17 protein-coding genes and 1 pseudogene are annotated in these 17,069 nt (G+C 61.8%); 7 read left to right on the top strand and 11 right to left on the bottom strand.

All coding sequences use genetic code 11. The features are described 5' to 3' along the window. Positions 1 to 12: 12 nt before the first annotated feature. Positions 13 to 951: an AraC family transcriptional regulator gene (locus tag QF043_RS11175; RefSeq protein ID WP_307418513.1), complete on the bottom strand. Its 939-nt coding sequence runs from the start codon at positions 949 to 951 to the stop codon at positions 13 to 15. 259 nt (positions 952 to 1,210) lie between these two features. On the opposite strand from QF043_RS11175, the gene QF043_RS11180 reads away from it, so the two are divergent. The 3 genes from QF043_RS11180 to QF043_RS11190 all read left to right on the top strand — a co-directional run bounded on the left by QF043_RS11180 (position 1,211) and on the right by QF043_RS11190 (position 4,140). Then, positions 1,211 to 2,470, top strand: coding sequence for a sugar ABC transporter substrate-binding protein (locus QF043_RS11180; protein WP_373460779.1), 1,260 nt, complete (start codon positions 1,211 to 1,213; stop codon positions 2,468 to 2,470). Positions 2,471 to 2,483: 13 nt separating this feature from the next. Beyond that, positions 2,484 to 3,257 (top strand): L-iditol 2-dehydrogenase, encoded by a 774-nt coding sequence (locus QF043_RS11185; RefSeq protein ID WP_307418515.1) that lies wholly within the window; start codon positions 2,484 to 2,486, stop codon positions 3,255 to 3,257. Positions 3,258 to 3,492: 235 nt separating this feature from the next. Then, on the top strand, positions 3,493 to 4,140 hold the full coding sequence (locus QF043_RS11190; protein ID WP_307418516.1) for a nicotinamidase: 648 nt from the start codon (positions 3,493 to 3,495) through the stop codon (positions 4,138 to 4,140). Positions 4,141 to 4,763: 623 nt separating this feature from the next. Here the strand turns inward: QF043_RS11190 and QF043_RS11195 are convergent. Genes QF043_RS11195 through QF043_RS11225 form a run of 7 tightly spaced genes read right to left on the bottom strand, consistent with a single transcriptional unit; the run spans position 4,764 to position 11,203 of the window. After that, positions 4,764 to 5,795, bottom strand: a complete 1,032-nt coding sequence (locus QF043_RS11195) for an ABC transporter substrate-binding protein (RefSeq protein WP_307418517.1) — start codon at positions 5,793 to 5,795, stop codon at positions 4,764 to 4,766. A gap of 14 nt (positions 5,796 to 5,809) precedes the next feature. Next, complete coding sequence (locus QF043_RS11200; RefSeq protein ID WP_307418518.1) at positions 5,810 to 6,907, bottom strand: FAD-binding oxidoreductase; 1,098 nt, start codon at positions 6,905 to 6,907, stop codon at positions 5,810 to 5,812. After that, complete coding sequence (locus tag QF043_RS11205; protein WP_307418519.1) at positions 6,904 to 8,247, bottom strand: NAD(P)/FAD-dependent oxidoreductase; 1,344 nt, start codon at positions 8,245 to 8,247, stop codon at positions 6,904 to 6,906. Before QF043_RS11205 ends, QF043_RS11200 begins: the two co-directional genes overlap by 4 nt. Beyond that, the gene (locus QF043_RS11210) at positions 8,244 to 8,534 is read right to left on the bottom strand and encodes a (2Fe-2S)-binding protein (protein WP_017139603.1); all 291 of its coding nucleotides are present in this window, start codon (positions 8,532 to 8,534) and stop codon (positions 8,244 to 8,246) included. Before QF043_RS11210 ends, QF043_RS11205 begins: the two co-directional genes overlap by 4 nt. Then, on the bottom strand, positions 8,534 to 9,328 hold the full coding sequence (locus tag QF043_RS11215; RefSeq protein ID WP_065932095.1) for an ABC transporter permease: 795 nt from the start codon (positions 9,326 to 9,328) through the stop codon (positions 8,534 to 8,536). Before QF043_RS11215 ends, QF043_RS11210 begins: the two co-directional genes overlap by 1 nt. A gap of 4 nt (positions 9,329 to 9,332) precedes the next feature. After that, the gene (locus QF043_RS11220; RefSeq protein ID WP_307418520.1) at positions 9,333 to 10,178 is read right to left on the bottom strand and encodes an ABC transporter permease; all 846 of its coding nucleotides are present in this window, start codon (positions 10,176 to 10,178) and stop codon (positions 9,333 to 9,335) included. Further along, positions 10,175 to 11,203 (bottom strand): ABC transporter ATP-binding protein, encoded by a 1,029-nt coding sequence (locus QF043_RS11225; protein ID WP_307418521.1) that lies wholly within the window; start codon positions 11,201 to 11,203, stop codon positions 10,175 to 10,177. Before QF043_RS11225 ends, QF043_RS11220 begins: the two co-directional genes overlap by 4 nt. A gap of 242 nt (positions 11,204 to 11,445) precedes the next feature. Between QF043_RS11225 and QF043_RS11230 the strand changes: the two are divergent. The 3 genes and pseudogenes from QF043_RS11230 to QF043_RS11240 all read left to right on the top strand — a co-directional run bounded on the left by QF043_RS11230 (position 11,446) and on the right by QF043_RS11240 (position 14,468). After that, positions 11,446 to 12,277 (top strand): annotated as a pseudogene (locus tag QF043_RS11230) (IclR family transcriptional regulator). Positions 12,278 to 12,514: 237 nt separating this feature from the next. Continuing rightward, positions 12,515 to 13,087 (top strand): DUF2239 family protein, encoded by a 573-nt coding sequence (locus tag QF043_RS11235; protein ID WP_307418522.1) that lies wholly within the window; start codon positions 12,515 to 12,517, stop codon positions 13,085 to 13,087. A gap of 25 nt (positions 13,088 to 13,112) precedes the next feature. Beyond that, positions 13,113 to 14,468 carry an MATE family efflux transporter gene (locus tag QF043_RS11240; protein ID WP_017139597.1) on the top strand — a complete coding sequence of 452 codons (1,356 nt, stop codon included), beginning with the start codon at positions 13,113 to 13,115 and terminating at the stop codon, positions 14,466 to 14,468. Here the strand turns inward: QF043_RS11240 and QF043_RS11245 are convergent. Beyond that, positions 14,452 to 15,045 (bottom strand): TetR/AcrR family transcriptional regulator, encoded by a 594-nt coding sequence (locus tag QF043_RS11245; protein ID WP_307418523.1) that lies wholly within the window; start codon positions 15,043 to 15,045, stop codon positions 14,452 to 14,454. The two genes, QF043_RS11240 and QF043_RS11245, sit on opposite strands and share 17 nt — an antisense overlap. A 141-nt stretch (positions 15,046 to 15,186) precedes the next feature. Between QF043_RS11245 and QF043_RS11250 the strand changes: the two genes are divergently transcribed. Beyond that, positions 15,187 to 16,392 (top strand): MFS transporter, encoded by a 1,206-nt coding sequence (locus QF043_RS11250; protein ID WP_307418524.1) that lies wholly within the window; start codon positions 15,187 to 15,189, stop codon positions 16,390 to 16,392. On the opposite strand, the gene QF043_RS11255 is transcribed toward QF043_RS11250, so the two are convergent. Both QF043_RS11255 and QF043_RS11260 read right to left on the bottom strand, forming a co-directional pair. Further along, positions 16,359 to 16,724, bottom strand: a complete 366-nt coding sequence (locus QF043_RS11255) for a type II toxin-antitoxin system HicB family antitoxin (RefSeq protein ID WP_056859316.1) — start codon at positions 16,722 to 16,724, stop codon at positions 16,359 to 16,361. The genes QF043_RS11250 and QF043_RS11255 overlap by 34 nt on opposite strands. Next, positions 16,709 to 16,972 carry a type II toxin-antitoxin system HicA family toxin gene (locus QF043_RS11260; RefSeq protein WP_056859315.1) on the bottom strand — a complete coding sequence of 88 codons (264 nt, stop codon included), beginning with the start codon at positions 16,970 to 16,972 and terminating at the stop codon, positions 16,709 to 16,711. The genes QF043_RS11255 and QF043_RS11260 overlap by 16 nt, the downstream gene beginning before the upstream one ends. Positions 16,973 to 17,069: the final 97 nt, after the last annotated feature.

Below are 17,069 nucleotides of genomic sequence, written 5' to 3' on the forward strand. Positions count from 1 at the left end.
TCGACCTTTTGGTCAAAATTGGCTGGGTGTCAATTTCTCGCTGCGGTTGAATAAATGCATCGCGGTCTCGCGCCGATACTCGCTCGGCGTCTGGTGCATCTCGATGCGAAAGTGCCGGTTGAAGTTGGACAGGTTGGCGTAGCCCACTTCAAAGCAGATGTCTGCCACCGACATGTCGCTTTGCAGCAACAGGCGGCAGGCGCGTTGCACACGAAACTTGCGCATCAGGTCGATAAAGCCGTGGCCAGTGTTGCGCTTGAAGAAGCGTGAGAAGCCCGGCTCGCTCATCTGCAGTTGCTGGGCGATGACTGACAGGCGCAAGTCGCCGGTCAGCTCGCGCATCAGGTAATCGAAGGCTTTGTTGATGCGCTCGGCGCTGCGCGCATCCAGGGTGGGCGCGTAGCAGGGGCTGGCCAGCGCCTTTACCTGGGCTTGCGGTGCATTGTTAAGCGTGTCGAGCAGTTGCAGAAACAGGATCAACCGCTGCAGGCCATGGGCGTTGCCGATGGCTTCCATCAACCCGGCTGCCTGCACAGCGGTCTCGCCCGTGAATTCCAGGCCGCGTCGGGCCTGTTCGAACAGCGGCTGCAAGTCGCCGAGTTCCGGCAGGGTTTTGCGCAGGGCGAGCAGGGCGGCGCCGTCGAATTGCAGCACCACGTCGCGGCCGTTCAGGTATTCGCCGGGGGCGAGGTCGCCAATCCAGTCGTGGGGCAGGTCCGGGCCGATCAGCGCCACATGCCCGGCGCTGAACGCACCGATATAGTCGCCCGCCACCAACTTGCCGCTGCCTTGGCGGATCAGGTGAATCTCAAATTCCGGATGGTGGTTCCAGCGCGCCAGATCATAGGGGTAGTCATGTTCGAACCAGCGAAAGCAGTGGTCCGGCTCGGGCAGGATCACTTCGAGTTCGGCGGGGCGGTGTTCGAACAATTGGGCGCGGCTGACGGGCATGGTGATGCCTCTTATGCGTTGGATAACGCCAAAATACGCGCACCGGCAATCAGTGCGCTACCCCCGGTTTCGCTCGGCACTGATACTTTTTTGACTTTCACACATGGGTTAAAAAAGTACCAGCCACGCATTCGCCATTCGTTTGTGAGGCCTTGACCAAGCTGCTGTAATCGCTGCTCAACAACAAAAACAACAGGTGGATACCGCCATGCTCAAGCTCCCACACGCGCTGTTCCTGCTGACTGGCCTGGCGCTGGCCATGCCCAGCTACGCCGCCGACACCGTGACCATCGCCACGGTCAACAACAGTGACATGATCCGCATGCAACGCCTGTCCAAGGTGTTCGAGCAGCAGCACCCGGACATCAAGCTCAATTGGGTGGTGCTTGAAGAAAACGTGCTGCGCCAACGCCTCACTACGGATATCGCCACCCAGGGCGGGCAGTTCGACGTGCTGACCATCGGCACCTACGAGACGCCATTGTGGGGCGCCAAACACTGGCTGGAGCCGCTGACCCAGTTGCCGGCCGACTACGATGCCGAGGATATTTTCCCCTCCGTGCGCCAGGGCTTGTCGGTTAACAACACCCTGTATGCGTTGCCGTTTTACGGTGAAAGTACTGTCACCTACTACCGCACCGACCTGTTCAAGCAAGCCGGCCTGAGCATGCCTGCGCATCCGACCTGGACTCAGCTCGGCGCGTTCGCAGCCAAGCTCACGGTAAAAGACAAAGATCAATATGGCATGTGCCTGCGTGGCAAAGCCGGTTGGGGCGAGAACATCGCCTTGCTGAGCACCATGGCCAACGCCTTTGGCGCCCGCTGGTTCGACCCACAGTGGAAGCCGCAACTGACCAGCCCCGAGTGGACGGCCGCCGCTAACTATTACGTCAACACCCTGAAGAACTACGGCCCGCCAGGCGTCTCCAGCAACGGCTTCAACGAAACCCTGGCGCTGTTCAACAGCGGCAAGTGCGCGATCTGGGTGGATGCCAGCGTCGCCGGCTCGTTCACCACTGACAAAACCCAGAGCAAAGTGGCCGACAGTGTAGGGTTTGCCGCTGCACCGACCGAAGTCACCGACAAAGGCTCATCCTGGCTGTATGCCTGGTCCCTGGCCATCCCGGCCACGTCCAAGCATAAAGACGCCGCCAAGGCCTTTATTGCCTGGGCCACCTCCAAGGACTACATCCAGCTGGTCGCGGATAAAGAAGGCATCACCAACGTACCGCCGGGCACCCGCCAGTCCACCTACAGCGAGGCTTACCTGAAGGCCGCGCCGTTTGCCCAGGTGACGTTGGAGATGATGAAGCACGCCGACCCAGCGCACCCCTCGGCCCAACCGGTGCCGTATGTGGGCATCCAGTACGTGACCATCCCGGAGTTCCAGGCCATCGGCACCTCGGTGGGCAAGTTGTTCTCGGCGGCGCTTACCGGCGGCATGACGGTCGACCAGGCGCTGCTTGCGGCTCAGTCCACCACCGAGCGCGAAATGAAACGCGCCGATTACCCTAAGTAAACAGGACTTCTTTATGAACCGACTCGAAGGTAAAAGCGCGCTGATCACCGGATCGGCGCGCGGTATCGGCCGCGCCTTTGCCCAGGCCTATATCGCTGAAGGCGCAACGGTCGCCATTGCCGATATCAACCTGCAACGCGCCCAGGCCACAGCCGCCGAACTGGGGCCACAGGCTTACGCGGTCGCGATGGATGTCACGGAGCAAGCCTCTATCGACGCCGCGATTAGGGCTGTGGTGGCCCATGCCGGCAAGCTCGATATCCTGATCAACAACGCTGCACTGTTCGACTTGGCGCCCATCGTCGACATCACCCGCGACAGCTTTGACCGGCTGTTCTCGATCAACGTCGCCGGCACCTTGTTCACCTTGCAGGCCGCGGCCCGCCAGATGATCAGCCAGGGCCACGGTGGCAAGATCATCAACATGGCCAGCCAGGCCGGGCGGCGCGGCGAGCCATTGGTGGCGGTGTATTGCGCGACCAAGGCGGCGGTGATCAGCCTCACGCAGTCGGCGGGTTTGAACCTGATCAAGCAGGGCATCAACGTCAACGCGATCGCACCGGGCGTGGTCGACGGCGAGCATTGGGATGGTGTGGATGCGCTGTTTGCCAGGCATGAAGGGCTGGCACCTGGCGAGAAGAAGCAACGGGTTGGCGCCGAGGTGCCGTTCGGGCGGATGGGCACGGCTGAGGATCTGACCGGCATGGCGATTTTTCTGGCCTCTACAGACGCCGATTACATCGTGGCCCAGACCTACAATGTCGATGGCGGCAACTGGATGAATTGAGCCAAGCACTGAGCAAAATGTGGGAGCGGGCTTGCTCGCGAATGCGGCGTGTCAGTCAATGCATTTAGCAACTGACACACCGCATTCGCGAGCAAGCCCGCTCCCACAATGGATCTCCAGGGGGCTTGTATGCGAGGTGAGACGGCAACGCTGTGCTCAAAAAAGTAAACAAAGTGTTTGTGGAGGTAGCCGTACCTCATGTCTACTTTTACCTGCACCTCACAGGAGTGCCGCCATGACCCTTTTGAAAACCGCCATTGCCTCATTCGACGTCGACCCTCAAAAGAGCTTCACGCCGTTGTGCCCCAATGAACTGCCGGTGGCCGGTGGCGATCAGATCGGTGCCGAGCTCAACTACATGGCCAGTCTTGCCGGTTATCGTGTCGGCAGCAAAGACGCCCATACCCCGCACGCCCTGTGGGTGGTCACGCAGCCCGGCGACATGTTGAAACCCACCGGCCTTGAGCATGCCGACCTCACCTGGCTCAGTCATTGTGTGCCGGGCACTGAAGGCTTCACCTTGCTCGACGAATTACCCACGCCGTATGACTACGACTACTTCATCTGGAAGGGCGTCGAACCCGACCTGCATCCCTATGGCGCCTGTTACCACGACCTGCACGACAAGCTGTCCACCGGGGTTATCGAGTACCTCAAGGCCCAGGGCGTGCGCCGTGTGATCGTGGGGGGCCTGGCCCTGGACTTTTGCGTCAAGACCACGGCCATGCAATTGCTCAGGGCTGGCCTGGAAGTGGTGCTGCACCTGCCGGCGTGCCGAGGCATCAGCGAGGCGGGCGGTGCGGCGGCGGTAACGGACTTGCGTAATGCCGGTGCAGCGATCAGCCGTAGCCGCGAAGAACTCGCCGCGATGGCGACGCGTTAAGGCGCATAGCTATCACCCAATATCTGCTTTCCTGTGGGAGCCGATGATTCGCGGCTAGACCGGTAACGTTGCGCGCAAAAAAACGAGAAGTGTCCTACATCACTCATTGGGCGTTACTGATTACCCTCACGCTTTTGCACGAGCGGCCTTGACTGGCCGGGGAGCGCTGTAGCGTGAGGGAGTCAACTGCAAACCGTCTTGCCCGGTGTCTGCCTGAATTTCTGCTTATAGTCGTTGTAAGCCTGCTTTCAGGCGGAGCCGCTGGCTTCCTGGCGAGCACCACCTATTTGCGCCGCCTTGGCCCGGCGATGCAAACCGGATCTAGCGTTGCGCTGTTGCTGGGTTTGATGATTTTATCTGGCCTCGGCCATTGGATGCTGGCACGCGGGCGCGTTGCTTCCACTGGATGGCAGACGGGCTATTTTGTCCTCTGCTTGATAGTGGTGACCCCGACCATTCAATACCGGCCCCACGCGCTGGCTTATCTGTTGGGGGTTGCGTTTCCACTGCTGGGAATACTTCTGCTAAACACTTACCGCTATCACGACATGCGACTGAAACTGGCAAACATTCGCTGCCAGTAGCTCCCGCGCAGTCGCGCGGGAGCACGCCACAACTGCCCGTTAACGCTCGATCGAGCGGCTCCACCGCGCATTCCACTCCGGCCGCGCCTGGTTGACCTGGTCCCAATCAATCGAAATCGCTGTCTGCAAGTAGCCTTGCATGGCCTCCACCCGTGCGCGGGTTTTGTCGGTGGTCGGCGTGGTCGGGTTCGACGGGATCTGGTCACCTTCTTCCAGCGCCGGCGCCTGGGCTTGGGCGGTCAGCAAGAAGGCCGCAAGTTTCTGCGCCAGTTCCGGCTGGTCATTACGCGCAATCACACACTCGGCCACATTGAGCACCACTGCGCCTTCCTTGGGCTGGGCGTATTCCATCGGGATGCCGAGCAATTGCTGGGTGGTGACCTGGGTGGGTGTGAGGGGGAAGATCGCGGCTTCGTCGGTCTGCACCATCTCGGAGATTTTCGCGGAGCTGGCGATGTATTCCAGCACGTTGGGGCCGATAGTTTTTGGCCAGGCCTTGAAGCCCGGCTCCACGTTGGTCTCGGAGCCGCCCTGGATGCGGTTGAACATCAAGAAGCCGTGCAGGCCGAAGGTGGAGGAGGCCAGGGACTGGAACACCACTTTGTCCTTGAATCGCGGATCGGCCAGGTCCATCCATGAGGTGGGCGCGGCCCAGCCTTTTTCCTTGAACATCTTGGCGTTGTAGCCCAGGCCCGTGACGCCCAGAGTTACGGCGACCGCTTCATCCTTGATTTTCGCCTTGGCCGGGATCTGGTCCAGGGTCGGGTTGGGTGTGAGTTTGTCGCACAGGCCCATGGAAATGGCGCGGTACATGATGCCGTCGTCGAGGAACATCACGTGCATCTGCGGGTTGTCTTTGTTGGCCTGGACCTTGGCGAGGATGTCCGACGAAGTGCCGGGCACAATCACCACCTTGACGTTATTGGCTTTCTCGAACGCGGGCAGCACCTTGTCGGCGTACACCCGTTCCATGGTGCCGCCGTTCATGCCCAGGTACAGCGTCGGCGCGGCATGGGCGGTGGTGGTGAGCAAGGCGAGGGGCAAGCAGGACAGCGCGATACGTAGGTTCATGGGGGTTTTTCCTCTCAGGCTTGGAAACGACGAATGGAAAACGCTTCGATGGGCTGGCGGCTGGCGCCTGTGCAGACGATCTCTGCCAGGGCTTCACCGACGGCGGGGCCGAGCTGGAACCCGGCGCCGGCAAAGCCGAAACCGTGGAGCAGGCCAGGTTGGGTGCTGCTGGGGCCGATCACCGGTTCATGATCGGGTAAGTAACCTTCGGTGCCGCTCCAGGTACGAATCGCCTGGGCACCCTTGAGAAACGGGTACAGCTCGCCGGCATTGCGCAGAATCTCCAATACCGCCGCTTGCCCAGGGCGCGCCGTCAGCGGGCCAAGGGCAAAACCACGGCCGCCGCCGAGGATGCAATTGCCACGGGCGACCTGCCGCGCATAAATCCCGCCGCCTTCAACACCGGTGCTCACGTTCATCACCACCGGCAGCGGCTCGGTGACCAGCATCGCCGGGTGCGCCGAGGTGATCGGCACCGGCTCGCCAAATTGCGCGGCGAGCGTCCCGGCCCAGGCCCCCGCGCAGTTCAGCAACCACGGCGCTTGCAGGTGCAGGCCATTGGCGCAGCGCACCTGGAAGCACTGGCCGTCATGTTCGATCTGCGTCACTTCGGCCTGTTCGTGCACCGCCGCGCCAAGACGCTGCGCCGCACGGGCGAAAGCAGGCGACACCAAACGCGGGTTGGCATGCCCGTCTTCGGGGCACAGCGAAGCGCCCACCGCGATGTCGCCCACCCACGGGAAGCGTGCGCGCAACTCGGTGTAGTCCAGCAATTGCAAGCCCAGGCCAAACCCACGGGTCTGTTCGGCATAGGCTTGCAGCGCAGCGAAATCCCCATGGCTGCGCGCCAGTTTCAAATGCCCGGAGCGCACGTACTCGCCGTCGATGCCGATCAACCCCGGCAGGTCGGCCCACAGTTCATGAGCACGTTGTGAGAGTGGCAATTGGTGCAAGGGGCGGCCTTGGCGGCGCACACCGCCGTAATTCACGCCGCTGGAGTGCGAGCCACAAAAGTCTCGTTCCACCAAGGCCACACGCTGGCCTTTGTGCGCGAGCATCAAGGCCGCCGACGCGCCGACGATACCGCCGCCCAACACGATCACATCGATCATGGCTGCACCTGCACACCAAACGGCAGCGGCTTGATCGGCGCCTGGCCGCGCAGGCGGCCAACGTCGTGTATGGCGCGACCGCTGCGCTCGGCCACAACCTCTGCTGCCGCCAGCCCACACATGCGGCCCTGGCAGCGGCCCATGCCGACCCGGCAATGGGCTTTGACCCGGTTGATTTCCCAGTGGCCCTCATCGACGACCGCGCGTACATCGCCGACGCTGACTTCTTCGCAGCGGCACAGGATTAACGCATCCGGTGCCTGCGCGGCCCATTGCTCAGGGAAAGGGAACGCGGTTTCCAGGCCATGGCGAAAGCGCTGGATACCCGCCAGTTGCTGCTCAAGCAGCGCTGGGCGAAGCGGATCGATGGCGACGCCTGAATCTTCCAGTACCGCCAACGCCGCACGTTCACCGGCCATCTGCGCAGCATCGGCGCCCATGATCCCGGCCCCGTCGCCCGCCAGGTACACGCCGCTGACGCTGCTGCGCCCGGTGCTGTCGCGTTGTGGCAGCCAGGCACGGTTCAAAGGGTTCCAGGCAAATTCGCAGCCGAGCAAATCCGCCAGTTGCGTCTCGCTGCGCAGTGCATGGGCGAACGCCACGGCATCGCATTCCAGCACCCGCTTGCCCCAGCGAATGCCACGCACCCGTTGCTCGCCGTCGATCTGCTGGAGCGTCGCGCCCTGGTGCACGGGAACCCCATGGGCGGTGAGCCAGGCACGGTAATAAATGCCTTTGGCCAGGGTCGCCGGTTGCCCCAGCAGCGCCGGCAAAGCACGGCACTGGGCGATGAATGGCGCGCTGTCGAGCACTGCCACCACCTTGGCCCCGGCCTTGGCGTATTGGTAGGCAACCAGATACAGCAACGGCCCACTGCCACACAACGCCACGCGCTCACCAATGGCACAGCCCTGATATTTCAACGCGATTTGCGCAGCGCCCAGGCTGTAGACGCCGGGCAAGGTCCAGCCCGGCACCGGCAGAATGCGGTCGGTGGCGCCGGTGGCGACGATAATCCGGGCGTACTCCACGCTTTCGGCGTGGCCGTTACTCAACATGTCCAGGCGACCGTCCTCGGCGTTCCACACCAGGGTTTCGGGCCGGTAGTCGATCAGTGGCGCCAACTCATCCAGTGTGCGGTGCACGGCCGTCGCCTTGCCCGCCTCAAAGCCATACAGCTGCTTGGGCGAACGCTGAAAATTAGCCGGTTGGCGCCGGTAAATCTGCCCGCCGCCGCGCAGGCTTTCATCCACCAGGCAAGGCGTGATGCCATGGTCGAGCAAGGTGCGCGCCGCGCTGATGCCCGCCGGGCCTGCGCCGACAATCACGATCGGTTTCATGCCTGACGCCCCGGATCGCGGCTGATCGCCTGGCCCTCTTGCAGCAGCGTCGAGCAAGCCCGCACACGGCGGCCATCCTCCAGCCGCACCCAGCAGTCCTGGCACGCGCCCATCAGGCAAAAACCGGCGCGGCGTTCGGCGCTGAAATCGCTGCCGCGCAGGTGCTCGGCGCAGGTCAATATGGCGGTGAGCAACGTGTCGCCCAGCAAGCCGGTGGCCGGTTGCCCGTCGAGGGTGAAGGCCAGGGCAGGGCGGCGGGTTTCGGCCAAGCGCTTGAACAAGGCCATCAATGTTTCCCCACCAGGACGCGGTCCAGGCCATACACCCGGTCGAGCAGGATCATGGTGGCTGCGGTGAGTGCAATGACCAGCGCCGACACTGCCGCCATCATCGGGTCGATGGACTCGGTGGCGTACACGTACATGCGCACCGGCAGGGTTTGCGTGGCCGGCGAGCTGACAAAAATAGACAGCGTTACTTCATCGAAACTGTTGATGAACGCCAGCAACCAGCCGCCGGCCACACCCGGCAGAATCATCGGCAAGGTGATTTGACGGAACAGCGTGAAGCGCCCGGCACCGAGGGATTCAGCGGCTTGCTCGGCACTGCGATCAATACCAATGGCCGCCGCCAACACCAGGCGCAGCACATACGGTGTGATGATCACCACGTGCGCCAGCATCAGCCAGGTGAAGCTGCCATTGACGCCCATCAGCGCAAACAGACGCAGCATCGCCACGCCCAGCACCAGGTGCGGGATGATGATGGGCGACAGGAACAACGCGCTGAAAAAGTTGCGCCCCGGGAACTGATAGCGGCTGATCGCCAAGGCGGCGGGCACTGCAATCAGGGTCGCCAGGGTGGCGGCGGTAAACGCCAGGATCAGGCTGTTGTAGAACGCCTGGATAAAGTCGGCACGCTCGAACACTGCACGAAACCAGCGCAGCGAGAAGCCCGAGGTGGGCAGGCTCAGCGTGTTTTCCGGGGTGAAGGCCACCAGGCACACCACCACCAGCGGCGCCATCATGAACAGCACCACCAAACCATGGAAACCGAGGGCCAAAGGACCGTTTCTGGACATGCGCTTAAACCCCCAGGGACTTTTTATAGCGGCCTTCGACCATGCGGTTCCAGCTCAGCATGATCAGCAAGTTGACCAACAGCAGCACCACCGCAATGGTCGCGCCCATGGGCCAGTTGAGTTCCGAGAGGTACTGGTCGTAGACCACGGTGGCGACCATTTTCAGGCGCCGCCCGCCGAGCAGGCCGGGTATCGCAAAGGAGCTGGCGGCCAGGCCGAACACGATCAAGGTGCCGGACAGCACGCCGGGCATCACTTGCGGCAACACGATCTTGCGCATCACCGTGGCCTGGCTTGCACCCAGCGACAGCGCCGCCTGTTCCGCCGACGGGTCGAGCTTTTGCAGCGAGGTCCACACCGGGATGATCATGAACGGCAGCATCACGTGCACCAGGGCGATCACCACCGCGAACGGCGTGTACAGCAGCTTCACCGGGCGCCCGCCGAGGAACTGGATGACTTGGTTGACCAACCCATCGGCACCCAGCAACAAGCTCCAGCCGAAGGCGCGCACCACCACCGAAATCAGCAGCGGCGTGAGGATCAAAATCAAAAAGATCGAACGCCACGGCGTGCCCATGCGGCTGAGGATGTAGGCTTCCGGCACGCCGATCACTACACACAGCAGAGTCACCAGGGCGCTGATCCAGAAGGTGCGCCAGAAGATCTCGTAGAAGTACGCATCGCTGAACAGCGACAGGTAATGGGCGAAGGTCCACTCATCGGCCTTCACGCCCACCTGGTAGTCGAACACGTTGAACGACAGCACCAGGGTCATGAACAGTGGCAGGATCAGCAGGCCGGTAAACAGCAGCAGGGCCGGCAGCGACAACAGATAACCACGGCTCATGCGCGCACCTCATCGGCTGCCAGCACGCGCAGCAATTCGGCATGCCAGTCCAGGCCCACCGCCGCGCCGCAACCGAGCGGCGCGCTGCCGTCATTGCTGCGTACCACCGTGATTTCGCCCAGAGACGTTTGGACGCGGTAGAGCCATTGGCTGCCGAAGAAGTAGCTGTCGAGTACCTTGCCCTGCAGGCGGCCTGCACCTGCATCCACCAGCTGGATTTTTTCCGGGCGCAGGCTCAGTACCAGTGTGCCGTCGCCGCCGGTATGACGCACTTGGGGAGTGCCGAATTCGTCGAAGTCACCGGCCAGCAGGTTGGCCTTGCCGACAAAGTCCGAGATAAACCGCGTACGTGGGTGTTCGTAGAGCTTGTAGGGCGCGTCGATCTGGGTCACGCGCCCGGCCTGCATCACCACCACGCGGTCGCTGATCGACAGCGCTTCGGCCTGATCGTGGGTGACCATCAAGGTGGTGATGCCCACGGCGCACTGAATACGGCGGATTTCGAACTGCATCTCTTCGCGCAGGTTGGCATCGAGGTTGGACAGCGGCTCATCCAGCAGCAGCACAGGCGGCTCGATCACCAGCGCACGCGCCAGGGCCACACGTTGGCGCTGGCCGCCGGACAATTCACGCGGGTAGCGTTCGGCGTGTGGGGCCAGGCGCACCAGTTCCAACACGGTTTTGACTTTGCTGGCGATCTCGGCCGCCGGCACTTTGCGCATTTTCAGGCCGAAGGCGACGTTGTCGCGCACGCTCATGTGCGGGAACAGCGCGTAACTCTGGAACACCACGCCCAAGCCACGGCTGGCGGGTTTGGCGTGGGTGATGTCGCGGCCGTCGAGCAGGATCTGCCCGCCGCTCACGTCCACAAAGCCAGCGATCATTTGCAGGGTGGTGGTCTTGCCGCAGCCCGAGGGGCCGAGCAGGGAAACGAACTCGCCCTTTTCCACCGCAAGGTCGGTGGCGACCACTGCGTCGACGGCGCCGTAGCGTTTGCTCAAGGCGTTGAGTTGGAGAAAAGCCATGTCTGCGTTCCACCTTTTTTGAGTCGCGTCGAAACGCGCTTTTTTGTTTTGGGCAGATGCGAAAAGAGTGTTGCGGGTGCGTTGGCGCTCGATCTCAAGTCGGCTGCCGGTTGTTGTTCATTTCGCCCCTGTGGACGCAGATTAGGACGAAGACTAGGATGGGCGGAAGATGGAATTTCACTGAATGGACTATTATTTTCAGATTTATTCACTCACCAGAATTTAACCCGAGATTACGCGTTATGGATTCCACTGATCGGAATGAAAACCCTAAGGAAGTTGGCGCGGGCAGCGTGTCTCGTCTGTTTGCGTTATTGCGCACGCTGGGCGAAGTGCCCGAAGGCGGCGAGCGCGTAACCCAGCTCGCGCAGCAAGTCGGCCTGTCGCAGCCCACGACGCACCGCTTGCTGCGCAGCCTGATGGACGAAGGCATGGTTGAGCAGGATGCGCGCAGCAAGCGCTACCGCCTGAGCCTGGAGTTCTTCGCCCTGGCGGCCAACGCCGGCAAGACCGGCAACCTGCGCGACCTGGTGCGCCCGAGCATGTTGCGCCTGAGTGCTTCCTTAGGGGATTCGCTGTTTCTGCTGGCGCGCAGCGGCTTTGATGCGATCTGCCTGGACCGCAGCGAAGGGCCGTATCCGATTCGCACCTTCACTGGCGATATCGGCGGGCGTGTGGCGCTCGGCGTGGGGCAGGGCAGTCTGGCGATTCTGGCGTTTCCTGCCGGAGGAAGAGCGTGAGACGGTGATCCGCTACAACCTGCCACGCCTCAAGGATTTTCACCTGTATGACGAAGTGCTGCTGCGCTCCGAGGTCGAGAATGTGCGGCGCCTGGGTTATGCGGCGCGCAATACCGGTGTGCTCGAAGGCATGGCCGGGTTGGCGGTGCCGATTCTGAATCGGGATGGGCATGCGGTGGCGGCGTTGAGTGTGGCGACCATCAGTGACCGCTTGGGGCCAAGCCGGTTGCCGATGGTGGTGGAGTTGCTCAAGCGCGAAGCGGCAGCGATCGGGCCACGGATCAATCCGTTTGATCCGACGTTGCGGCGGCCGTCGCAGACCTTTGGCGGCTAGCCGGTCTCAGCCACGATGCAAGTCCACTGTGGGAGCTGGCTTGCCTGCGATAGCGGTAAACCAGTCGCCGAAGAGGCAAGCTGCCAAATCGCAATCGCAGGCAAGCCAGCTCCCTCAGGTTGCAGCTAACGCGACAAGTGTGTGGCCGCGCCGACGGTTTTACCGCATCGGCTTGCGGATTATTAAAATACAGTTAATATGATCCGGGTAAAACAAATAACATCCGGGTAATAATCGATGCCTATTCAAAATACAGCAGCCTGCACTGCCTTTGTCCGTCACCAACGTGTGGCGGCCGGTTCTTATGCTGAGGTTGCCGCTGCGCTGTCTGGCCTTGATTTGCCGACCGGCAGCTTCCTGGTCTTCGATGATGCCACCGGCACCCAGGTCGACTATCCCTGGCCTGCAGGCTACGCGCCGGAACAACCAGCGCCCGTCGAGATTGATGAAACCACCCCCGCGACGCCTTCGGTGGGCCGTCCCAAGCTCGGTGTCGTCGCGCGGGAAGTCACCCTGCTGCCGCGCCACTGGGAATGGCTGGCCCAACAACGTGGCGGCGCGTCGGCGGCGTTACGCCGGTTGGTGGATGAAGCGCGCAATGTTCATGCTGCCCGTGATCAAATGCGCCAGGCCAAAGAGGCCAGCTATCGTTTCATGAGCGCCCTCGGCGGCGACCTGCCAGGGTTTGAAGACGCGTCACGGGCGCTGTTTGCCGAGGACGGTGCCGAGTTTTCCCTGAAAATCGCGCATTGGCCGGTGGACGTGCAGACGTATCTGGCCTGGCTGTCACGCAATGCCTTTACTGCATAACAATAATCCAGAGATTCAAACCCGTATGGACGTCACCCCAAAGCGGCCGTTGTGGCAGATCTACCTGATGTTTCTGGCACCCATGGTGCTGTCCAACTTCCTGCAAAGCTTTTCCGGCACCCTTAACGGCATCTATGTCGGGCAGATGCTCGGCACCCAGGCGCTGGCGGCGGTGTCGGGGATGTTCCCCATCGTGTTTTTCTTTATTGCGTTGGTGATCGGCCTGGGGGCGGGCGCGTCGGTGTTGATCGGGCAAGCCTGGGGCGCGCAGGAAACCGCGATGGTCAAGGTGATTACCGGCGCCACCCTGACGCTTGGCGCGCTGGTTGGCTTGATCGCGGCAGTGCTGGGCAGCCTGTTTGCGCGCCCGGCGTTGCAGGCGTTGGGTACGCCGATCGATGTACTCGATGATGCGGTGGGTTATGCCCAGATGATGATGTTGATCATGCCGTTGCTGCTGGTGTTCATCCTCTACACCCAACTATTGCGAGGCGTCAGCGATACGGTTTCGCCGTTGCTGGCGTTGATGGTCTCGACGCTGGTCGGCCTGCTGCTGACCCCGGCGCTGATTCGTGGCTGGATCGGCTTGCCACCCATGGGCATTCAGAGTGCGGTGTATGCGGGCTTGGTAGGCAACGCGGCGGCCATGCTGTTTCTGATTTTGCGCCTGCGCCATAAAAACCATGTGATGGCGCCGGACCGTGAACTGCTCGCGGCCTTGCGCCTGGACCGGGCGATCCTCGGCAAGGTCTTGCGTATCGGCTTGCCAACCGGTTTGCAGATGGTGGTGTTGTCGCTGTCGGAGCTGGTGATTCTGGCGCTGGTCAACGGTCATGGCTCACAAGCTACGGCGGCCTATGGCGCGGTGACGCAGATCGTCAACTACGTGCAGTTCCCGGCGCTGTCGATTGCGATCACGGCCTCGATCCTCGGTGCCCAGGCGATTGGTGCAGGGCGCCTGGAGCGTATCGGTCCGATCCTGCGCACCGGGCTTGTGATCAACCTGTGCCTGACCGGTGGCTTGATCCTGTTGGGTTACCTGTTGTCCCACTGGTTGCTGGGCTTGTTTATCACCGACGACGCGGCACGGCTCAATGCCGAGCACCTGCTGCATATCATGCTGTGGAGCATCCTGGTGTTCGGGTTCCAGGCGGTGATTGGCGGGATCATGCGCGCCAGTGGCGTGGTGTTGATGCCGGTGGCGATTTCGATCTTCTGTGTGCTGTGCGTTGAGTTGCCGATGGCGTACCTGTTCAACGCGCACTTCGGCCTGGAAGGCGTGTGGATGGCATTTCCGGTGACCTACCTGGCGATGCTGGTGTTGCAGACCGCCTATTACCGGTTGGTGTGGCGCCACAAGCAGATCAAACGGCTGGTGTGACGGGTTGCTTCAAGCCTTGCAGTAACAGTTCCAGCGCCTGTAAACCTTCTTGCAGGCGCAGGTTTGGTTGCTCGTCACGGGCGATCCACAGGGCCGTGTTGACCAGGCTGCCATTGATCAACTGGGCCAGTGCGACGCTGGGGGCTTGCTGGATGACACCGGCCTGCATCATCGCCTCCAGCAGCTGGCGCAGGGATTCCACGCACTGTTGCTGAGAGCCTGTATCACCGAGTACGGCAGGCGCATCCTGCAACACAATGCGTTGGATCTCGCCATCCTGGGCCATGCGCAAATAGGCGCGGCAGCGTTCACAAAAGCCGCTCCAGGGCTCTTGCGCCTGGTCGCTGATGCCCTGCAGGCGCGCGTCCATTTCCGCGTCGAGCTCGGCGACCACCGCCGCCAATAAACCTTTCTTGTCGCCGAAGTGGTGGTACAACGCACCGCGGGTGAGGCCGGCGCGAGCGGTAAAGTCATCCATCGAGGTGTTGGCGTAGCCTTGGGTCGCGAAGGCTTGGCGAGCGCTGGCGATCAGCCGGGCGCGGGTGGCGTCGATCATTTCGGTACGGGCTCGGCTCATGGGTAAGGCTCGCATTAGCTCAGTGAGTGATTGACATACGCTGCGTATGTTACGCATGATTTGTCACATACGCACCGTATGTATTTTGCCTTGATACCTGCAAATCGCAAGTTTCAAGGGTTGAGGAAGAGGTTAAGCAGGATGGCAAATCCCTACGCCGAGTTATTCCAGGCCCCAGGCAGCCGGGCGTTTGTACTGGCGGGCATGCTTGCGCGCATGCCGATTTCGATGACCGGTATCGGCCTGATCACCATGCTCTCGCAAGTGCATGGCGGTTATGGCCTGGCAGGCTCGGTGGCGGCGGTGTTTGCCTTGGCGACGGCATTCTGTGCGCCGCAGGTGTCCCGCCTGGTGGACCGCTATGGCCAAGGCCGGGTGCTGCCGATTGCGGCGTTGATCGGCGGCGGAGCGTTGTTGCTGTTGTTGCTGTGCACTCGTTTGCAGGCGCCAGCCTGGATGCTGTTCGTGTTCGCCGCACTGGCCGGTTGCATGCCGAACATGTCGGCCATGGTGCGGGCGCGCTGGACCGAGCTGTACCGTGGCCAGCCCAGGCTGCAAACCGCTTTCGCCCTGGAGTCGGTGCTTGATGAGGTGTGTTTCATTATCGGCCCGCCGATCTCGGTAGGCCTGAGCGTGGTGCTGTTCCCGGAAGCGGGGCCCTTGGTGGCGGCGTTGCTGCTGGCGGTTGGCGTCACCACCTTTGTGCTGCAGCGTGCGACAGAGCCGCCGGTGCATGCGCAGCAAGACCACCACGGCCGCTGGTTGATCGCTTCACCGTCGGTATTGATCCTGATGATCCTGCTGCTTGCCATGGGCGTGATCGTGGGTGTGGTGGATGTGGTCAGCGTGGCCTTCGCCCAACACCAGGGCCAACCGGCGGCGGCCAGTATCGTGCTGTCGGTGTATGCCATCGGGTCGTGCCTGGCGGGTTTGGCCTTTGGCATGCTCAAGCTCAAGGCGCCGCTGCCTCGGCAATTTCTGTTCTGCGGCGTGGCCACGGCGTTGACCACATTACCGCTGCTGCTGGTGACCAATATCCCCGGTCTGGCGGCGGCGATCTTTATCTCCGGGCTGTTCTTTGCCCCAACGCTGATCGTATCCATGGCCTTGGTGGAGCAGGTGGTGCCGCCCAGCCGCCTGACTGAAGGCATGACCTGGCTGATCACCGGCCTGAGTATTGGCGTGGCCATTGGCGCGGCCAGCTCCGGTTGGATGATCGACCACTTTGGTGCTGCCAGCGGGTTCTGGGTGGCATTGGTGGCGGGCGCGGTGGTATTGGGCTCGGCGGTGTTTGGGTATCGGCGCTTGGGCGCTCAGCCGAGCGTGGGTACAGGTTCTGCGCAGTGATGCTGCAAAAACTCATTCAACGCCTGTCGCGTCAGGTCATTGAGCGTGACTTTTTTGCGCGTCGCTGCCAGGGCCGCCGCCAAATGCAAGTCGTGACCGACGCGCACGTTGAATGAACCCTTGCAAGGTTTCTCCGGGGTTTGCCCCAGTGCCTGGCAGGTCACGAGGTAGTCATCTACCGCCTCGCGGAACGCCGCGTCCAGCTCGGCGACGGTTTTGCCTTCATAGCTCACCAGTGCCTTGATGAACAGCACCTTGCCGAACAGGCAATTGTCTTCGAGGCTGGCTTCGATAGAGCCGATGTAGCCTTGATGTTTCAGTTGGTTGTCCACTGAATCAGTTCTCCTGATTTCAATTGTTCGATGATCTGGCGCCGAATGTAGTGTTTCAGTTCGTTGCCGGGGTGAGGCCTGTGCAAGGTGATCATTGCACTGGGGTTGCCGATATCGAACTTAACGCGGCTTCCAGCCCCTTCAATTTGTCGGTAGCCAAGCTGACGCATCAGCGTTACCAGCTCAGGCCAGGTAAACGCCATGTGCTCATTGAGCAGTTTGGCGAGCAGCTTTTCATTTTTGGACACGGCGTTCCTTGCGTGTAACTAAATGTAGTTGCAAAAAGTGGTGTTCGTCAATGCTAGCCGGAGTTTGCGAGCCTTGGCTGAGATTGATGTAACCCCT

Origin of the sequence: Pseudomonas sp. W3I7 (genome assembly GCF_030816095.1) — a bacterium.
Lineage (GTDB): Bacteria > Pseudomonadota > Gammaproteobacteria > Pseudomonadales > Pseudomonadaceae > Aquipseudomonas > Aquipseudomonas salomonii.